The 17869-nt window shown below is 73.6% G+C and carries 17 protein-coding genes; 7 read left to right on the top strand and 10 right to left on the bottom strand.

What is annotated here, in order from left to right; genetic code table 11:
* Positions 1–11 precede the first annotated feature (11 nt).
* A complete protein-coding gene (locus ACFSHS_RS22400) occupies positions 12–1301 on the top strand; it encodes an AI-2E family transporter (protein WP_376881088.1) in 1290 nt (429 codons plus the stop codon).
* Positions 1302–1407: 106 nt separating this feature from the next.
* A complete protein-coding gene (locus tag ACFSHS_RS22395) occupies positions 1408–2358 on the top strand; it encodes a proteasome assembly chaperone family protein (RefSeq protein ID WP_376881086.1) in 951 nt (316 codons plus the stop codon).
* 84 nt (positions 2359–2442) lie between these two features.
* On the opposite strand, the gene ACFSHS_RS22390 is transcribed toward ACFSHS_RS22395, so the two are convergent.
* The 6 genes from ACFSHS_RS22390 to ACFSHS_RS22365 all read right to left on the bottom strand — a co-directional run bounded on the left by ACFSHS_RS22390 (position 2443) and on the right by ACFSHS_RS22365 (position 9271).
* A complete protein-coding gene (locus ACFSHS_RS22390) occupies positions 2443–3744 on the bottom strand; it encodes an MFS transporter (RefSeq protein WP_376881085.1) in 1302 nt (433 codons plus the stop codon).
* A 155-nt stretch (positions 3745–3899) separates the two neighbouring features.
* Positions 3900–4781, bottom strand: coding sequence for a formyltetrahydrofolate deformylase (gene purU / locus ACFSHS_RS22385; RefSeq protein ID WP_376881083.1), 882 nt, complete (start codon positions 4779–4781; stop codon positions 3900–3902).
* A 95-nt stretch (positions 4782–4876) separates the two neighbouring features.
* The gene (gene ligD / locus ACFSHS_RS22380; protein ID WP_376881080.1) at positions 4877–5800 is read right to left on the bottom strand and encodes a non-homologous end-joining DNA ligase; all 924 of its coding nucleotides are present in this window, start codon (positions 5798–5800) and stop codon (positions 4877–4879) included.
* Between the two features lie 52 nt (positions 5801–5852).
* Positions 5853–7331, bottom strand: a complete 1479-nt coding sequence (gene ligD, locus ACFSHS_RS22375; RefSeq protein ID WP_376881078.1) for a non-homologous end-joining DNA ligase — start codon at positions 7329–7331, stop codon at positions 5853–5855.
* A gap of 1 nt (position 7332) precedes the next feature.
* Positions 7333–8415 (bottom strand): non-homologous end joining protein Ku, encoded by a 1083-nt coding sequence (gene ku / locus ACFSHS_RS22370; RefSeq protein WP_376881075.1) that lies wholly within the window; start codon positions 8413–8415, stop codon positions 7333–7335.
* Positions 8416–8695: 280 nt separating this feature from the next.
* On the bottom strand, positions 8696–9271 hold the full coding sequence (locus tag ACFSHS_RS22365; RefSeq protein ID WP_376881073.1) for a DUF1360 domain-containing protein: 576 nt from the start codon (positions 9269–9271) through the stop codon (positions 8696–8698).
* 182 nt (positions 9272–9453) lie between these two features.
* Between ACFSHS_RS22365 and ACFSHS_RS22360 the strand changes: the two genes are divergently transcribed.
* Together ACFSHS_RS22360 and ACFSHS_RS22355 are read left to right on the top strand one after the other, a co-directional pair.
* Complete coding sequence (locus ACFSHS_RS22360; RefSeq protein WP_376881070.1) at positions 9454–9867, top strand: hypothetical protein; 414 nt, start codon at positions 9454–9456, stop codon at positions 9865–9867.
* Between the two features lie 245 nt (positions 9868–10112).
* The gene (locus ACFSHS_RS22355) at positions 10113–10511 is read left to right on the top strand and encodes an STAS domain-containing protein (protein ID WP_376881067.1); all 399 of its coding nucleotides are present in this window, start codon (positions 10113–10115) and stop codon (positions 10509–10511) included.
* Positions 10512–10583: 72 nt separating this feature from the next.
* Here ACFSHS_RS22355 and ACFSHS_RS22350 read toward each other — a convergent pair whose 3' ends face one another.
* Both ACFSHS_RS22350 and ACFSHS_RS22345 read right to left on the bottom strand, forming a co-directional pair.
* Positions 10584–11606 (bottom strand): DNA topoisomerase IB, encoded by a 1023-nt coding sequence (locus ACFSHS_RS22350; protein ID WP_376881064.1) that lies wholly within the window; start codon positions 11604–11606, stop codon positions 10584–10586.
* Positions 11607–11673: 67 nt separating this feature from the next.
* Positions 11674–13530, bottom strand: coding sequence for a SpoIIE family protein phosphatase (locus ACFSHS_RS22345; protein WP_376881061.1), 1857 nt, complete (start codon positions 13528–13530; stop codon positions 11674–11676).
* Between the two features lie 227 nt (positions 13531–13757).
* Here ACFSHS_RS22345 and ACFSHS_RS22340 point away from each other — a divergent pair, with 227 nt between their 5' ends.
* Both ACFSHS_RS22340 and ACFSHS_RS22335 read left to right on the top strand, forming a co-directional pair.
* The gene (locus tag ACFSHS_RS22340; protein WP_376881059.1) at positions 13758–14255 is read left to right on the top strand and encodes an ATP-binding protein; all 498 of its coding nucleotides are present in this window, start codon (positions 13758–13760) and stop codon (positions 14253–14255) included.
* On the top strand, positions 14252–15229 hold the full coding sequence (locus ACFSHS_RS22335) for an RNA polymerase sigma factor SigF (RefSeq protein WP_376881056.1): 978 nt from the start codon (positions 14252–14254) through the stop codon (positions 15227–15229). Before ACFSHS_RS22340 ends, ACFSHS_RS22335 begins: the two co-directional genes overlap by 4 nt.
* A gap of 33 nt (positions 15230–15262) precedes the next feature.
* Here the strand turns inward: ACFSHS_RS22335 and ACFSHS_RS22330 are convergent, their stop codons facing one another.
* Positions 15263–16474, bottom strand: a complete 1212-nt coding sequence (locus tag ACFSHS_RS22330) for an SPFH domain-containing protein (RefSeq protein ID WP_376881053.1) — start codon at positions 16472–16474, stop codon at positions 15263–15265.
* Positions 16475–16548: 74 nt separating this feature from the next.
* Entirely contained in the window at positions 16549–16986 is a 438-nt protein-coding gene (locus tag ACFSHS_RS22325; RefSeq protein WP_376881051.1) for an NfeD family protein, read from the bottom strand.
* Positions 16987–17081: 95 nt separating this feature from the next.
* On the opposite strand from ACFSHS_RS22325, the gene ACFSHS_RS22320 reads away from it, so the two are divergent.
* Positions 17082–17819: a hypothetical protein gene (locus tag ACFSHS_RS22320; RefSeq protein WP_376881048.1), complete on the top strand. Its 738-nt coding sequence runs from the start codon at positions 17082–17084 to the stop codon at positions 17817–17819.
* Positions 17820–17869: the final 50 nt, after the last annotated feature.

The following is a 17869-nucleotide window of genomic DNA, read 5'->3' as shown; positions in this document are numbered from 1 at the left end:
GTGATCGAGCCATGAGGCTCCGCATCCCCGGCCGTCCGCCGGCCGATCCGACGCAGGCCTCGAGGACGGACGCCCGCGACCAGGACGCCGCGGACCCCCAGGCGGCGGCCGTCACCACCGCACCGGCGCCCACGCACGGGCGCGGGCCGCGGCTGCAGGCAGCCAGCCGCAGTCTGGCGATCGCGTCGGCGCAGTTCCTGCTCATCGCCGCCGCCGTCGTCCTGCTCTTCTACGTGCTCGGCAGGCTGTGGTCGATCCTGCTGCCGATCGTGCTGGGGCTGCTCATCGCCACCGTGCTGTGGCCGGCCACCCGCTTCCTGCGCAACCACCGGTGGCCGCCGGCCCTGGCGGCGGCCAGCGTGCTGCTCGGGTTCATCGCCGCGTTCATCGGCATCATCGCCGCGATCGCGCCTTCGGTCGCCAATCAGGTCACCCAACTCGCCGACCAGGCCTCGGCCGGGCTGCAGGACGTGCAGGAGTGGCTCAGCGGACCGCCGTTCAACCTGCGCGAGGGCCAGATCGACAATGCCGTGAACTCGGCGATCGACTCCATCCAGGGCAACGCCCAGAACATCGCCGGCTACGCCCTCACCGGTGTGTCCGCCGTCGGCAACAGCCTGATCAACCTGGTGCTCGCGCTCGTCCTCGTTTTCTTCTTCCTCAAGGACGGTCCCCGCTGGGTGCCCTGGCTCTCGGCGCAGACCGGCCCCAAAGCGGCCCCCCACGTGGCGGCGCTGTCGTACAAGACGTGGGCGACCCTCTCGGAGTTCATCCGCCAGCAGGCGCTCGTCGGCTTCATCGACGCCTTCTTCATCGGCCTGGGGCTGTGGATCTTCGACGTCCCGCTCGTGCTGCCCCTGGCCGTGCTGACGTTCTTCGGTGCCTTCGTGCCGATCATCGGTGCGTTCGTCGCCGGCGCCTTCGCCGTCCTGATCGCGCTGGTCGACGAGGGATTCACCGTCGCGCTGATCATCTTCGGCATCGTCCTGCTGGTGCAGCAGATCGAGGGCAACGTCCTGCAGCCGATCATCCAGGGGCGCGGGTTCAACCTGCACGCCGCCGTGGTCATCCTCGCCGTGACGGCCGGCAGCAGCCTGGCGGGCATCATCGGCGCGTTCCTCGCCGTCCCGATCGCCGCCCTGATCGCTGTCATGTACCGGTACGCCCGCGACGAGCTGGACGAGAAGTCACCCGAGATCGCCGACGACGGCACCCGGGCGACGGTGACCGGCGACGACTCGGGCACCGCGGTCACGCACGACCAGGTGGCCGCACCGTCCCCGGACGGCCCGGCACGCTGACCTCCCCCGCCAGGGGGACGATGGGAATGCCGCCGCCCCCGGGGTAGCTGCACCGGCCAGTCGCGCCCGCACCGGCCGCTCGCCACGAGACGCAGGAGGTCCGACCGTGCCGCAGCGACCGGAGGAGCTCGTCGAGCTGCTCCCGGAGGCCGAGCCCTTCCTCGCCCGCGAGGCGGCGGTCGGCGAGCCGGCCGAACGCGGCGGGCTGGTGCTCGTGCACGACCTCGCCGGGGAGTTCGACGCCGCGCACGCCGCGGCGCTGGCCGGTGCGCACCTGCTGGCCTCGCTGCCGCACGAGGTGATCGCGCGCTTCGACGCCGACAGCCTGGTCGACTACCGCGCCCACCGCCCACGGATGGGCTTCAACGGCGACCACTACGAGTCCTTCGCCGCTCCCGAGATCCTGCTCTACGCCGTCGAGGACGACGCCGGGATGCCCTTCCTGCTTCTGCACGGAGCCGAGCCCGACTACGCCTGGGAACGCTTCGTCGCCGCCGTCGGCGGGCTGGTCGAGCGGCTCGGCGTCACGTCGGTCGTGGCGCTGCAGGCGATCCCGATGCCGGTGCCGCACACCCGCCCGGTCACGGTCACCGCGCACGCGACGCGGCGCCAGCTGATCGAGCCGTACCCGGTGTACTGGGGCGAGCTGCGCATCCCCGGGAGCGTGTCGGCCCTGATGGAGCTGCGCATGGGTGAAGCGGGCGTAGACGCGCTGGGCGTGGCCGCCCACGTCCCGCACTACCTGTCGCAGGCGACCTACCCCGCCGCCTCCCTGACGCTGCTCGAGCACCTCGAGCGACTCACCGGGCTGCACCTGCCGACCGAGGCGCTGCGAGAGGCGGCCGAGGTCCACCGGACCGAGGTGGACGAGCAGATCGCCCGCTCCCCCGAGAACACCGCCGTCGTCGCGGCCCTCGAGCAGCAGTACGACTCGTTCACCGCCGCGCGCGAGGGCACCGACCTGCTCTCCGGCGGCGAGGTGCCCAGCGCCGAGGAGATCGGCGCGGAGTTCGAGCGCTTCCTGGCCGACCAGGACCGCAAGCGCCCCCGCGACTGAGCCCTCCCCGCCAACTCCCCGGCGAGGTCTGCGCACTCGTCGCCCTCAGCGCCCCGATGCCGACGAGATCGCAGACCTCACGCATCAGGACGCCGTGACGCCGTCCCGCCGCCGGGCCAGGCTGAAGGCGGTCGCCCCGAGCGCGCCGACCACGGCGAAGAGGTAGAAGCCACCGGGGAAGGCGTTGCCGGCGGCGAACAGGGCGCCGGTGATCGTCGGACCGACGATGGCACCGATGCGTCCGGCCCCGGCCGACCAGCCCAGCGCGGTCGCGCGCACCTGCGGCGGGTGGTTGGCGCTGACGAATGCGTAGACCAGCACCTGGGCGCTGAAGACGAAGCAGCCGGTCAGGAAGACCATGGCGTAGATGCCGCCGATCGGGAGCCTGATCGACAGCAGCGCCAGGAAGACGGCGGCACCGGCGAACCAGGTGACGCCGGCGGCGCGCGCCCCGATCCGGTCGGCGACGGTGCCGGCCACCAGCAGGCCGACGATCGCGCCCACGTTCAGCACCAGGAGGAAGGCGAGCGCGTCGCCCAGTTCGTACTCCGCCTCGCGCATGATCGTGGGCAGCCAGTTGTTGAGGCCGTAGACCAGCAGCAGGCCCATGAACGACGTGACGCCGATGACGACCGTGTTGCGCACGTACCCGGAGGTGAACAGCGTCCTCACCGTCGCGGCGGCGCCTTCTCCCGCGTGCTCGGCGACCGGGGCCGCAGGGTCCTCCAGCGTCAGGCCGTGGCGGCGGGCGACGTCCTCGGCCTCGGCGCGACGGCCGTGGGCCACCAGCCAGGACGCCGACTCGGGCAGCCGGGCGATCATCAGCGGCACGAGCACCACCGCGGGCAGGGCGCCGATGACGAACATCCACTGCCAGCCCAGGTTCGGGATGACCACGATGGCCAGGGCCGCCGTCATGACCGCCCCGACGTGGTACCCGGTCATGATCGTGGTGGTGGCGCGACCGCTGCGCCCGGAGCGGCTGAACTCGTTGACCATCGCGATCGCCGTGGGCAGGCAACCCCCCAGCCCCAGCCCGGCGAGGAACCGGAGGACGCCGAACACGTACTCGTTCGGCGCGAAGGCGCACGCCAGGGTGAGCAGCGAGAAGGCGGCGACCGCGCCGATGAGGGCCCTCCGGCGACCGATGAGGTCGGTGAGCGTCCCGATCGTCAGCGCACCGATCATCATGCCGACCAGGCCGATGGTGATCACGAACGTCGTGCCGGTACCGGACAGCGCCCACTCGTCGGGCTCCTGGAGGGTGGGCACGACGGTGCCCACCACCACCAGGTCGAAGCCATCGAGGAGGACGGCGATCCAGCACAGCGGCGCCACCCAGCCGGCCGCCCGGGCGGCGGTGGTCTGGACGGGTGTCGTCTCCACGGGCACCTCCGGAAGCCGTCGGGACGACCGGGTGGCCGCCGGACGCCGTCCGTCGGTGACCACCGGCCGATGGCGGCCCCGTACCCAGCCACCCCCGACCACACCCGGACGACAGCCAGGTGGCCGAGCTCAGCTTCCGGTACAGAAAGCTGCAGCTAGGCGAACACGATCGTCTTGTCGCCGTCGACGATGACCCGGTCCTCGACGTGCCAGGTGACCGCCTGGGCGAGCACCTGCCGCTCGACGTAGCGGCCGACCCGCCGCATGTCCTCGACGGTGGCCCGGTGGTCGACCCGGGCCACCTCCTGCTCGATGATCGGGCCGGCGTCGAGCTCCGGTGTCACGTAGTGCGCCGTCGCCCCGATCAGCTTCACGCCGCGGTCGTGCGCCGCCTGGTACGGGTTCGCCCCGACGAACGCCGGCAGGAAGCTGTGGTGGATGTTGATCAGGCGCTCGGGGAAGCGGCTGCAGAAGTCCGCCGAGACGATCTGCATGTAGCGGGCCAGGACGACCAGGTCGACGTCACCGATCAGGTCGAGCGCGCGTGCCTCCGCCTGCTCCTTGGTCGCCGGGGTGACCGGCACGTGGTGGAAGGGGATCCCGGCCGCGCGGGCCACCGGCTCGAGGTCGGGATGGTTGGAGACGACGCAGGCGATCTCGGCACGGACGTCACCGGCGCGGACGCGGTAGATCAGCTCCTGGAGCACGTGGTCGGTCTTGCTGACGAACACCGCCAGGGTCGGCCGGTGGGCGGCCTCGGTCAGCCGCCAGGACATCCGGAGCTCCCCGGCGAGCCCGGCCAGCCGCCGCTCCAGCTCCGGACGGCGGCCGACGAGGTCGGCGAGGACGAACTCCAGCCGCAGGGTGAACGTGCCGCCGCTGGGATCGGAGGAGTGCTGCTGCGAGTCGGTGATGTTGGCGCCGGCGTCGGCCATCAGCCCGCTCAGCGCGGCCACGATCCCCGGCCGGTCGGGGCAGCGGACGAGGAGCCGCCCGACGTCGGTGAAGCGGGGATCGTGCGGACCGGGGGCGACCATGGTGGGCCATCCTCCCAGACGCACCGCGCGTCGATCATGGCCCCGTGACCACCGCACCGGCCGCTCGGGTGGTCACCGCGCCATGATCGCGGACGTCACGCCTCAGGAAGAGGTGCGCGCCGGGCGTTGGCGACGTCGAAGAGGTCGCCGTACTGCTCCACCCGGGCCAGCACGTCGTCGGTCGTGAACCGCAGGGTCGCCGGGTCCGCACCCTCCCGGACGGCGTCCACCTCGTCCCATCCGATGGGCGTGGAGACGGTCGCGGCCGGTCGCGCCCGCAGCGAGTACGGCGCCACGGTCGTCTTGGCCGGATTGTTCTGGCTCCAGTCGATGAGCACCTTGCCCGGCCGGAGAACCTTCTCCATGCGCCAGACGACCTCGTCGGGCGTCTCGGCGGAGAGCTCCTGGGCCAGCATCTTCGCGTAGCGGCTGGGGTGCTCCCGGTCGGTCGGCGTCTCGATCGGCGCGTAGACCTGCATGCCCTTGGAGCCCGACGTCTTCACCACCGGGTCCAGCCCGTCGACCTCCAGCCGCTGCCCGAGCCGCTCGGCGACGACGCAGCACTCCGCGATGCCCGTCTCCGGCCCGGGGTCCAGGTCGAGCACCAGCAGGTCCGGGAGGGCGGCCACCCCGTCGTCGTCGACCTGCCACTGCGGCACGTGGAGCTCGAGCGCGGCGAGGTTGGCCGCCCACGCGAGGTCGGCCACCGACTCGAGGACGACCATGTCGAGCGTCTCCCGGCCCCGGGAGCTGCCGGGGCTCGGGATGGTCACCCGGCGCACCCAGTCGGGGGCGTGCCGGGCGCTGTTCTTCTCGAAGAACTTCTGGCCCTCTACGCCGTCGGGCCAGCGGGTGAACGTCACCGGGCGGCCGGCCACGTGCGGCAGCAGCACCGGCGCGATCCGGACGTAGTAGTCGATCACCTGCGCCTTGGTGAACCCGACCTCGGGGAACAGCACCTTCTCCAGGTTGGATACCTGCAGTACCCGCCCGTCGATCTCCACCCGCTGGCGCTTCACGATGCCACCGGTTCGCGTCCCGCCCGGCGGAGCCGGCCGATCGCAGAGCCGCTCACGATTCGATCACCACGTCGTCGGGCTCCAGGTCGTCGCGCACGCCCTTCCACGACGGGTGCCGCAGCCGGTTGTCCGCCGTCCACACCGCGTAGGCGACCTCGCCCACCAGGTCCGGCTCCACCCAGTGCGCGTCCCGGGTCACCTCCCGCGGCAGCGTGCCGGTGAACGGCGACATCGCCCGGGGGGTCAGCATCCGCTGCAGGTGCCGGAGGTCGGCGTCGGTGAACCCCGTGCCCACGTGGCCGACGTACACGATCCCGCCGTCGTCGTCAGGGACCCCGACCAGCAGGGAGCCCACTCCCCCGGCCCGCCGCCCCTGGCCGGGCCGCCACCCCCCGACGACGACCGACTGGGTGCGGACGTTCTTGATCTTCCGCCACTCGGAGCTGCGCACCCCCGGGCGGTACGGGGAGTCCAGCCGCTTGGCGACGACCCCCTCCAGGCCGTTCTCCAGGCTCGCCGCGTGCACGTCCGCGCCCCCGCCGGCGAACCAGGGCGTGGGCACCCACCGCTGGCCGGCGAGGCCCAGGGCGTCCAGCCGCCGCCGCCGTTCGGCGTAGGGCAGCCCGCGCAGGTCCTCGCCGTCCCACGCCAGCAGGTCGAAGACCAGGTAGGTGACCGGCTTGGCGGCGGCCATCCGCGGCACCTCCGGGCCGGTCCGGTGCATGCGGCCCTGCAGCGCACCGAAGTCCGGGCGGCCGGCCTCGTCCATGGCGACGATCTCGCCGTCGACCACCGCGTCGTGCCCGGCCAGCACGGCGGGGAGGCGACCGACCTCCGGGTACCGGACGGTGATGTCGGTGCCCTTGCGCGACGTGAGCGCGAGCACTCCCTGGTGCACGGTCGCCACGGCCCGGACGCCGTCCCACTTGAACTCGTACCCCCAGCCGGCGTCCTCCTCCGCCGTCGGTAGCTCCCCGGGGACGGCCAGCATCGGCAGGAGCGGCTCCGCGGGCGCCTCGGCGGCCGGCCGGGTGTCGTCGAGCTTGCGGATGTTCCAGGCGCCGTCGTCCACGGGGAAGAGCGCGTACCGGCCGGCCAGCCGACGGCCGTCGAACGTGACGACGACGTGCCGCTCGTCCCACTTCTCGGTGGCGTAGCGACCGGCGTCCCAGATGGTGACCGACCCGCCGCCGTACTCGCCGGCGGCGATCGTGCCGGAGAAGGAGGCGTACTCGAGGGGGTGGTCCTCGGTGGGGACGGCGAGCCGGCTGGGGCCCTGCTCCGTCGGCGGGCCCTTCGGCACCGCCCAGCTCTTCAGGACGCCGTCGCGCTCGAGCCGCAGGTCCCAGTGCACCCGCTCGCCCGTGCGCCCGCGCGGCGTGTGGTGCTCCTGGACGACGAAGGTGTCGTCGTCCCCCACCGGCAGCGGGCTCCCGGCCGGGGGCACCGGCTCCGCAGTCCGTCGCGGGTCCCGCTTGGCGCGGTACTCGGCGAGCGGGTCCTCCCGCCGGCCGCGCGGGCGCGCGGGCACGTCAGGCGCTGCGGCGGGCGCGCTTGGCCGGCGGCTTGTCGGTCCGGGCGGCCTTCTTCGCCGCGGTCTTCTTCCCGGTGGCCTTCGCCGGCTCCGCGGCCGAGGCCCGCTTCGCCGGTGCCTGCTTGGCCGGTGCGGCCTTCTTCGCCGGTGCGGCCTTCTTCGCCGGTGCCCGCTTCGCCGGGGCCCGCTTCGCCGGCGCCCCGGCCGCCGGAGCGTCGCCGGCGGCGGCCGCCTCGCCCGCCACGTCGTCCGCCACGTCGTCGGCCGCGTCGTCGGCCGCGTCGTCCGCCGCGTCGTCGGCGACGGCCCCGCCCCGGGCGCGCTCCACGCTGCGGCGCAGGGCGCTCATCAGGTCGACGACGGCCCCGCCGGTGTCCTCCACGTCGGGCAGGGTCTGCACCTCGCCGCCGCTCTGCTTGGCCTCCAGCAGCGCGGTCATCGCCTCGCGGTAGTCGTCGGTGTACTCGCTGGGGTCGAACTCGCCGGTCATCGAGGCGATCAGCGCCTCGGCCATCTTCAGCTCCTGCGGCCGGACGCTGATGTCCTCGTCCAGGAAACCGAAGTCGGGACGGCGGATCTCGTCCGGCCAGCGCATCGTGTGGAGCACGAGGACGCCCTCCCGCACCCGCAGCGCGGCCAGCGACTCCCGCTGACGGATCGCGATCTTGGTGATCGCCACCTGGCCGGCGTTCTCCAGCGCGTCGCGCAGCAGCACGTACGGCCGCGCGGCCGGGCCGTCGGGCTCCAGGTAGTACGTCTTCTCGAAGTGGATCGGGTCGATCTCGTCCTGGTCGACGAACTGCAGCACCTCGATCTCGCGGCGCGTGGCCAGCGGGAGCTCCTCGAAGTCCTCGTCGGTGAGGATGACGACCTGCCCGTCGGGCAGTTCGTAGCCCTTGGCGATGTCGCTGTACTCGAGCTCCTCGCCGTCGATCGAGCAGACCCGCCGGTACTTGACCCGACCGCCGTCGGCCGCGTGGACCTGGTGGAAGCGGATGTCCTTGTCCTCGGTCGCCGAGTACAGCTTCACGCCGATGCTGACGAGGCCGAACGACACGGCCCCGCGCCAGATCGATCGCATGCCGCCCCTTCCCGAACCGGCTCCGGACCCCGGACCCCATGAGCGACCCGTGGCCGGGCCAAGATCGCAGGATAGGTGCGGGCGGGTACCCGCGGCAGGTCGACCGACGTGCCGGCTCCCCCTGACGGAGGACACGCCCGACCGGGGAAGGGACGCCGGGCGCGGACCGCACTACCCCGCGAGGAGTCGGGCGGAGGTGCCCATTCTCCCCCTTGGACGCCCGTTGCGGCGGACTTCGCCGTCCCCCGACCGGGGTGCCGGCCCACCGCTCCCGCCCGGGTCAGTCGCCCTCGTCGACGCCCTCCGGCTGCGGCGCCAGCCCGCCGTTCTGGATGGCGTCGTACACGAACTGGAGCACGTCCGAGCCGGCCACCATGGTCATCGTCAGCGCCGCCAGCCGGGTAGCCTTCGGGGCGGTGACATAGCCGAGGACGAAGCCGGTGCCCACCCACTGCGCCAGGCAGAAGGGGCAGGTGACCAGCTCCCCCACGGCGTGCTTGACCCCGCCGTGCTCGCGCACCTCCTCGGCCACCTCGGCGTGCCCGGAGGGGCCCTCGAACCGCACGAACGGCGCCCGGACGGGGGCGGTGACGGGGTCCTTCGCGATCCGGCGGGCGAGCCGGAAGGTGGCGACGGTGAGCAGCACCGCGTCGCCCAGCGGGATCCGCTCCGGGAGCTCGCGGCCCGAGGCGCGCACGGCCGCGGCGGCGGCCGACACCAGCCCGAGGTACACCCCCATCGCGCCGAGGTCACCGGCCAGCGGCCGCTCCTCGCCGTTGGTGTACTCCCGCTTCTGCGTGCGGGCCCACCGGCGGACCGGCTCCCCGATCCGCTGCACCCCGTCTGCCATCGCCATGGACGACGCGCTACCCCCGCCGTGCCCGGCGCAACCCGGCTCCCGGCGGGGGTGTGGCGACGAACAGTGCGCATGGCCGGGCAGGCGACGGGTAGGGCGAGGGCAGACACCGGTCGCCGGCCGGTTCCCCGTCCCGCCGTGCCGCGGCCGACGCCGACATTCCGCAGAAGGAGGCACCGCCCATGACGCAGCCCGAGGGCCAGACCGCCCGTGACGTCTTCCCGGAGGACGACGGCATCCCGGAGGTGGCGCAGGACGACAACCCCACCCAGGAGCGGGCCGAGGACCCCCAGTTCGCGCCGATGCCCGGGGAGCGGGCCAACGCCACCGTCGACTTCGGCACCACCGCCTTCGAGCAGTCACAGGGCGAGTCCCTCACCGGGCGGCTCGAGCGCGAGGTGCCCGACGACACGCTCGACATCCGCCCCGCCGAGGACCCCGACCGGCAGGTCGGGCAGCTGGAGCAGGACACCTCGACCAGTCCGGTGAGCGACTCCGGGACGAACCGCACGGCCGACGACGTGGAGGCGACCTCCGACGTCTCCGTGGGGGGTGAGGGGCCCGAGGAGGGCGCCATGCACCTCACCGAGAGCTGAGCCCCGGAGGCCCGTCCCGCCGCCCGGCCGCCACCGGGGGGCGGGATTGGCGTGGGCGCGATCGGTTGTCTACGTTGTAATCGCGGTTCAGCAGGCAGCCGCACCGTGCCCGTGCGGGAACGATCGCCGGGACACGGCTGTTCACCACGTGCGGGATCGGGGACGACGAGTCCCCGGACCGTCCAGCGGTAGATTGTCCGAGCGGTCATCGCCGCCGGGAAAGCCGCCGAGAGGAGCCACTGTCCGTGACCACTTCCGACCTGCCCGCCGAGGGGCAGCCCGACGTGTCGACCGAGGGCACCGAGGCACCCTTCGACGACGTGATCACGCTGTCGACCTCCACCGACGAGGACGGCGTGGTGACGGTGACGGTCGTCGGCGAGGTGGACACCTTCACCGCACCGGTGCTCCGTTCCACCCTCGACAGCCAGCTGGAGCAGCAGCCGCGGGAGCTGGTCATCGACCTCTCCGGCGTGCAGTTCCTGGGTTCGGCCGGGCTGGCGGTGCTGGTCGAGACCCAGAAGGCGTCCCGGGCCCGCGACGTGGCCCTGCGGCTCATCGCGACCACCCGCGCGGTCACCCGCCCGCTCGAGGTGACCGGCCTCATCGACCTCTTCACGATCGCCGACAGCACCGCCCGCTGAAAGGGGCCCGTCCTCCCGGGACGGGTCCACCTACGACCAAGGCCTCGCCGATCGGCGGGGCCTTCGTCATGTCTAGGCGGACAGCAGCTGGCAGACGGCGGCCTCGAGCACCTTCTGCGTGTCCCGATCGGCCATCCCCCCCGACGACAGAGCCTCGTCGGCGGCCCGGAGCGCGTGCGCCACGGTCTCGCCGTTCTCGAACCGGTCGACGACCCGCGGGTCGACGTAGCTGGCCTTGCAGACCGCCGGGGTGTTGCCGAGCTGCTCGCTCACCTGTTTGTAGGCGGCGTTGATCAACTTCTTGCGGGCGGTCCTGCTCTTCGGCGGCGGCGCCTCGGCCAGGGCGGCGGCCATCAGGACGGTGGCCGTCCAGGTCCGGAAGTCCTTGGCGGTGATCTCCGCGCCGCTGATCTCCTTGAGGTAGGCGTTGATCTCGCTGCTGGACACGTCGTGCCACTCACCGTCCTCGGTCTGGTAGGCCAGCAGGTCCTCCCCCGCGTCGGCCGGCCGCTCCAGCAGTTGCCGGACGACGGTCGCCGTCGGTCGGTCGGTGATCTCGACCTCCCGCTCGATGCCGCCCTTGGCCGTGTACGAGAAGAAGGTCCGCTCCCCCCGGACCGAGACGTGGGACCGCTTGAGCGTGGCCAGGCCGAAGGTGCCGTTCTCCTCCTCGTACTGCTCGCTGCCGACGCGGAAGGCGCCCAGGTCGAGCAGCCGGACGGCGGTGGCGAGGACCCGGTCGCGGTTGAGGCCGCGGGTGCGCAGGCCGGCCTTCACGGCGTCGCGCACGTCCGGCAGCTCCCGCGCGATCTGCAGCACCCGCTCGTGCTTCTCCGCGTCCCGCCGGGCCCGCCACTGGTCGTGGTACCGGTACTGCCGGCGCCCGGCGGCGTCCAGCCCGGTCGCCTGGATGTGCCCGTTCGGCCAGGGGCAGATCCAGACGTCACGCCAGGCCGGCGGGATGGCCAGTCCCCGGATCCGGTCCAGCCGGTCGTCGCGGATCAGCGCGCCCTCGGTGTCGTAATAGGCGAATCCCCGCCCGGCCCTGCGACGCCGGTAGCCAGGACCGTTCACGTCGCTGCGCCGAAGTCTCACGTCCGGGGGATGTGCACCGGGGCTGTTCCCCAAACAGCGCCGTCCCCCGGGCGGGTGTCACGGCTGGTCAGCGCAGGTCCACCAGCCCGCCCAGTCCGCTGATCTCGAGGACGTGGCGGGTGATGCCGCCCTCGGGGGCGTGCACGACCAGGCGCCAGCCCTCGTCGCGCCCGATCCGGGCGATGGCCAGCACGACCCGGACCGCGGCGCTGCTGAACAGCGAGACGCCGGCCAGGTCGAGCTCCACGCTTCCGGTGCCCCCGTGACTGGCCTCCAGCAGCCGGATCCGCAGCTGTTCGGCGCCGAACTCGTCGACCGCCCCACCGACCCGCACCACCGGCCGCGGCCCGTCCCGGTCGACGGTCACCGTCGCGTCGGCGGACGCCGATGGGCGGTCCTCGCCGACCTCCGGCGTACGGCGCAGGCGGAGGGTCAGCGTGACGGTCGTCCCGTTCTCCTCCTCCTCCAGCACCACGCGGTCGACGAGCTGGCGCATGATCAGCAGGCCGCGGCCCCGGTCGCCGGGGTCCCGGTCCGGCGGGCGCCAGGCGCCCCGGTCGCGCACGGTCACCGTGAGGACTCCGTCCACGTCCACCCGGGCGGTCACCGACATGGGCCCCGGCTCGGAGCCGCGGTAGGCGTGTTCGGCGGCGTTGGCGCAGGCCTCGCCCACGGCCACCATCACGCCGACGCGGTCCTGCTCGCCCATCCCGACGGCGGTCAGCCAGTTGTTCAGCCGCCGGCGGACCCCGGGCAGGGCGGCCGGGGTGGCGACCAGCTCCAGCTGCAGCGGCTCGAGGGTGTCCTCGCGGCGGTGCGCGACGAGCACCGCCACGTCGTCGACCCAGCCCGCGGGACTGCGCACTCCCTCGGCGATCGCGTCGGCGACGTCGTGGCCGCCGTCCCCATCCAGGGCACCGGGCGCGGCGAGGGCCGCCGTCGCCACCGAGACCAGCCGGTCCAGCGCGTCCGCGGCGGGGTGCGCGCCGGCGACCGCGCCGTTGGAGAAGAGCACGAGCGTCGATCCCTGCTCGAGCACCTGCCGCGAGACCGTGGTCGGAGTGCCCGGCACGCTGCCCAGCGGCGGGCGCGGCGGTGCGGGCAGGAACGACGTCGCGCCGTCGGCACCGACCACCAGCGGAGGCGGGTGCCCGGCCGCGGCGTAGACGAGGTCACCGGTGCCCGCGTCCAGGACGCCGTAGAAGACCGAGGCCCCCTCCACGTCGTCCATCTGGGCGGCGAAGGCGTCGAGGGCGCCGAGGACTGCCGACGGCGACGGGTCCCGCAACGCCGAGGAACGCATCGCCCCGCGCAGCCGGCTCATCGCACCGGCGGCCGGCACCCCGTGGCCGACGGCGTCGCCCACCACGAGCGCGACCCGGCCGGAGCCCAGTGCCACCGCGTCGTACCAGTCGCCCCCGGCGGCCCGCACGGCGGAGGCGCGGTGGTAGCTGCCGGAGAGGCGCAGGTCGGGGAGCAGCGGCAGGGACGGCGGCAGGAGGGACAGCTGCGCCTGCTCGACGCCGTCGGCGGGCGGCCGGGGCCACAGGGAGAGATCCGTCGTGGCGTCCGCCGACTCCAGGACCAGCAGCGCCCCGCGCCCGTCGGCAACCCGCAGGGGACGCACCATCAGCGTCGCCACCGGCCCGCCGGACCCCAGGGGCCCGCAGACGGTCTCTGGCTGCCCGGTCCGCAGCACCGTCTCGAGCACCTCGGCCGCCGGCCGGCCGTTCACGAGGGGCAACCGGTCGCGATCGGTGCCCAGGCGCCGCGCGCGGGCGTTGGCCCACACGGGCTCGGTCGCGGTGGCGCTCAGGAGGTAGATGGCGGCCGCCGCGCTCTCCATCGCCGCGACCAGCGCAGCGGCCCCCTCGTCCCCGGCGGTTGCAGGGAGGGGTGGCAGGCTGCCGGGGCTCGCGCTCATCTCGGACCAGCCAATACCAGCCTCCGGACCCCGGCAACCGCGATGACGCCTACCGTGGGGCCGTGGCGACCGCCACGTTTCGGTTCCGGCGAGGGCCGGGTAGGTGGTGCCGGTTGGGCGCTGGTCGGGAACCCGGTCGGCCCCGCGGAGGGCCCGGACGGGGCCCGGCAGGATGGACCGCCGCGGCTCGGGAACGAGCGCGCCGGCAACGAAGGAGCGGACGACGGATGGTGGACTCGAGGGGCGCCCTCGCGCAGGACCGGCGACGCGCGGAGAGGCTGGAGCTGCGGGTGCCCACCACGGCCACCCAGCTGCCGGCGGTGCGCGCGATGGCTGGTGACCTCGCGATCCGGATGGACTACGACCTCGATGCGGTGGAGGACCTCCGACTGGCCGTCGACGAGGCCTGCGCGACGCTCACCCAGATCGCCGCAGGCGACTCCCCCCTCACCGTGATCTTCGAGACGACGCGGGCCGGGCTGCACATCGAGGCGTGGGTGCCGACCGCCGAGGGCGTGGAGGTGCCCCGCGACGGCTTCGGCTGGGCGATCCTGGCCACCCTCGTCGACAGCGTCGACGCCCGTCGCTCCACCCAGGACGCCGTGCCGGGCGGGAACGGCACCCCCACCCCCGTGGGCCTGATCGCCATGGACAAGTACCTGCCCGGCCAGCACCCGACCGAGGTGGGCAGCGGGGCGGGACAGAACTTCTCGGTCGCCCAGTGAGCCGGTCGCCGTCGACCGGTGAGACGCCGGTCGTGAAGGTCCCGCTTCCTGACCAGAGGTCGCAGGCACCGATCCCCGCCGCAGAGCCGGCCCCCGCGGAGGACGACATCACTTCCCACGACCCGGCCGACCCGGAGACCGTTCCCGACCCCCGGGCCGAGACCGGCGACGTCCCCGTCGCCGACCCGACGCCCGACGCCGTGCCGGTCTCGGACAACCGGCGGCGGGCCGAGCGGACGGCGCCGCTGTTCGCCGAGCTGGCCACGCTCGCCAAGGACGATCCCCGCCGCGAGCGGCTGCGGGAGATCCTGGTCGAGGAGCACCTGCCGCTGGTGCGGCACTTCGCCCGGCGGTTCAGCAACCGCGGTGAGCCGTTCGACGACCTGCTGCAGGTGGGCACGCTCGGGCTGATCGCGGCGATCGACCGCTTCGACCCGACCCGCGGCGTGGAGTTCCTGTCCTTCGCCGTCCCCACCATCACCGGCGAGATCAAGCGGCACTTCCGCGACCAGGGCTGGTCGGTGCGCGTGCCGCGCCGGCTGCAGGAGCTGCACCTGTCGCTCAACGCCGCCGTCGGCGAGCTGGCGCAGAAGAACGGCCGGGCGCCGACACCGTCGGAGCTGGCCGCGCACCTCGGCATCCCGCGCGCCGAGGTGCTGGAGGGCCTCGCCGTCGCCAACGCCTACCGCAGCAGCTCGCTGGACGAGCGGCTGTCCGGTGAGGACGACTCCCCCACCCTCGCGGCCACGCTGGGCGAGGAGGACGCGGCGCTGGAGGGCGTGGAGTACCGGGAGTCGCTGCAGCCGCTGCTGGCCACCATCCCGGCCCGCGAGCGACGCATCCTGATCCTGCGGTTCTTCGGCAACATGACCCAGTCGCAGATCGCCGCCGACATCGGCATCTCGCAGATGCACGTCTCCCGGCTGCTCAGCCAGACCCTGGCCAAGCTGCGCGAGGGCCTCCTCAAGGACTGAAGAAGGACCCGGCCCCCTGCAGGGCGGCCGCCTTCAGGACCGGGGCTGGACGCCGTTCCCGGTGTCCGGCTCGCCACCGCCGATGGCTCGCGCCTCGTCGGTGACCTGGCTGAGCGGCGGGGGCGTCGGGACGGCGGGCGTCGGGACGGCGGGTCCCTCGTCGACGATGCTCGACAGCTCGATCTTCGCCTCGGGCTGGTCGGCAGCGCGCGGCAGGTGCGACTCGAACCAGCCGCTGGTGTCCAGCCCGCCGTCCTTCGACGGTGCGCCGCCGTTGCCGCCGGCCGGGACGTCGAGCCACGACTTCCCCCCGTCGGCGCCGCCCAGGTTGGCCAGCCCCTCCAGCGCCTTGCTGAACTCGCTGGGCACGATCCACATCTTGTTGGCGTCACCCTGGGCGATCTGCGGCAGCGTCTGCAGGTACTGGTAGGCCAGCAGTCCCTGGTCGGGCTTGCCGTCGTGGATGGCCTGGAACACCGTCTCGATCGACTTGGCCTGGCCCTGGGCCTGCAGGAACAGCGCGGCCCGCTCACCCTCGGCCCGCAGGATCCGGCTCTGCCGCTCCGCCTCGGCCTCGAGGATCGCCGCCTGCTTCTTGCCCTCGGCCGACAGGATCGCCGCCGCCTTCTGCCCCTCGGCCGTGGTGATCGCCGACTGCCGGGCGCCCTCGGCCTGCAGGATGATGGCGCGCTTGTCGCGGTCGGCGCGCATCTGCTTCTCCATCGAGTCGCGGATGGTGGGCGGCGGGTCGATCGCCTTGATCTCCACGCGCGCCACCCGCAGGCCCCACGGACCGGTGGTGCCGTCGAGCACCGACCGCAGCTGGCTGTTGATCCCGTCGCGCCCGGTCAGCGTCCCCTCGAGGTTGAGGCCGCCCACGACGTTGCGCAGCGTCGTCGTCGTGAGCTGCTCCATGCCGGTGATGTAGTTGGCGATGCCGTAGACGGCCAGCCGTGGGTCGGTCACCTGGAAGTACACGACGGTGTCGATGCCGACCTGCAGGTTGTCGGAGGTGATGACCGGCTGCGGCGGGAACGAGATGACCTGCTCGCGCAGGTCGATGGTGGCCCGCACCCGGTCGACGAAGGGCACCAGCAGGTTCAGGCCGGGCGAGAGCGTCCGGCTGTAGCGGCCCAGCCGCTCGATCACCTTGGCCTGGGCCTGCGGCACGATCGTGACGCTCTTGGCGATCACCATGACCACCAGCAGGGCGACGACGATCAGGGCGATGAGTGCCGGTTCCACGGCGGGCTCCCTTCCTCGGCTGACGCCGATCCTGCCCCGCCGGAACCGCTGCGGTCAGGATCTCGGCGACGGGTTCACTCCAGCGCGTCGCCGACGACCGCCGTGGCGCCCTCCACCTGCAGGATGCGCACGGTGTCGCCGACGGCGAAGATCTCCCCGCTGTGCTGGCTGCGGGCGGTCCACTCGTCCGCGCCCATCCGGATCCGGCCCCCCGAGGAGTCGACCTCCTGGGTCACCTTCGCCGTCCGGCCGATGAGGGTGTCGACGCCGTCGAGCTGCAGCGGCGTCCGGTTCGTCAGGTGCTTGGTGGCGATCGGCCGGACCAGCGCCAGGAGCACCCCCGACACCGCGATGAACGCGATGAGCTGCAGCACGGTCGCGCCGCCGAGCAGGGCGACGGTCATCCCGCCGAGCGCGCCGCCGGCGAACATCAGGAGCACCAGGTCGAGGCTCACGACCTCGCCCGCCGCGAACAGGCCCGCGGCGATGAGCCAGAGCAACCACGCAGCCATGCCCGGAGTGTCGCAGACACGGGGTTCCTGGTGGCCCTCGTCTCACCCTCCGCTGCCGAACTGATACGGATCCGGCCGCGTCGTAGCCTCGGCTGGTGCACGACTTCCCCGCCGGCCGGTTCGCGGTCTGGGCCACCGCCTGGCTCACCGGCCGCACCTCCTACGACCAGGCGCTCGACGCCCTGCTGGGCGACACCGCCCACCGGGTCGCCGGGCTGCCGGGCACCGACGAGGCCGTGCCGCTCGGTTGGGCGCTGACGGCGCTGCGCGGTCTCGGCGAGCGCCGCTTCCGGCTGGTGCTCCCCGTCGCCGGCGACGTCCGCGGGGTGCCGCGCGCGCCGGGGCTGGCGCCGCTGGCCCTGGAGACCGGGCAGGCGGCCGTCGGCGGGCACCTGGCCCTGGTGCCCGAGGCGCTCGGCCCCGAGGTCGTCCAGTGGACGGCGTTCCCGCTGGCCGGCGTGCCGGCGGTGCCTCCGCTCCCGGAGGGCAACCTGCGCGCGGTCTCCGGCGCGCTGGACCTTGCGGTGGGCGACACCGCACGGGCGCTGGCCCGCCTCGACGTCGCGCGCTGGAACCCCGAGGTGCCGGGCCTGCTCGCCGGGCTCGCCCGGACGACGGCGGCCCCGGGCCTGCCCCCCGACCACGACCCGCTGGCGCTGTCGGTGCTGGGCCGGGCGCAGCGGCTGGCGAAGGTGCTGGACCTGACGATGGCCGACGCCCCGGGGGCGGCGGTGAACCACGCCCAGGCCGCGGCGCGGGACGACGCGCTGCGCCCCCTCGCCCAGGCGGTGCGCGAGGCGATCGCGGCGGCGTTCAACTGGATCCCCCGCTGACCGACCCGACCTCCCCTCCCGTCGATCATCGGCGGATGGCTGCCACCGAC

The organism is Blastococcus deserti (assembly GCF_042682525.1).
Taxonomy (GTDB): domain Bacteria; phylum Actinomycetota; class Actinomycetes; order Mycobacteriales; family Geodermatophilaceae; genus Blastococcus_B; species Blastococcus_B deserti.
Note: the sequence above shows the minus strand (reverse complement) of the source record. Positions and strands in the feature narration are given on the sequence as shown.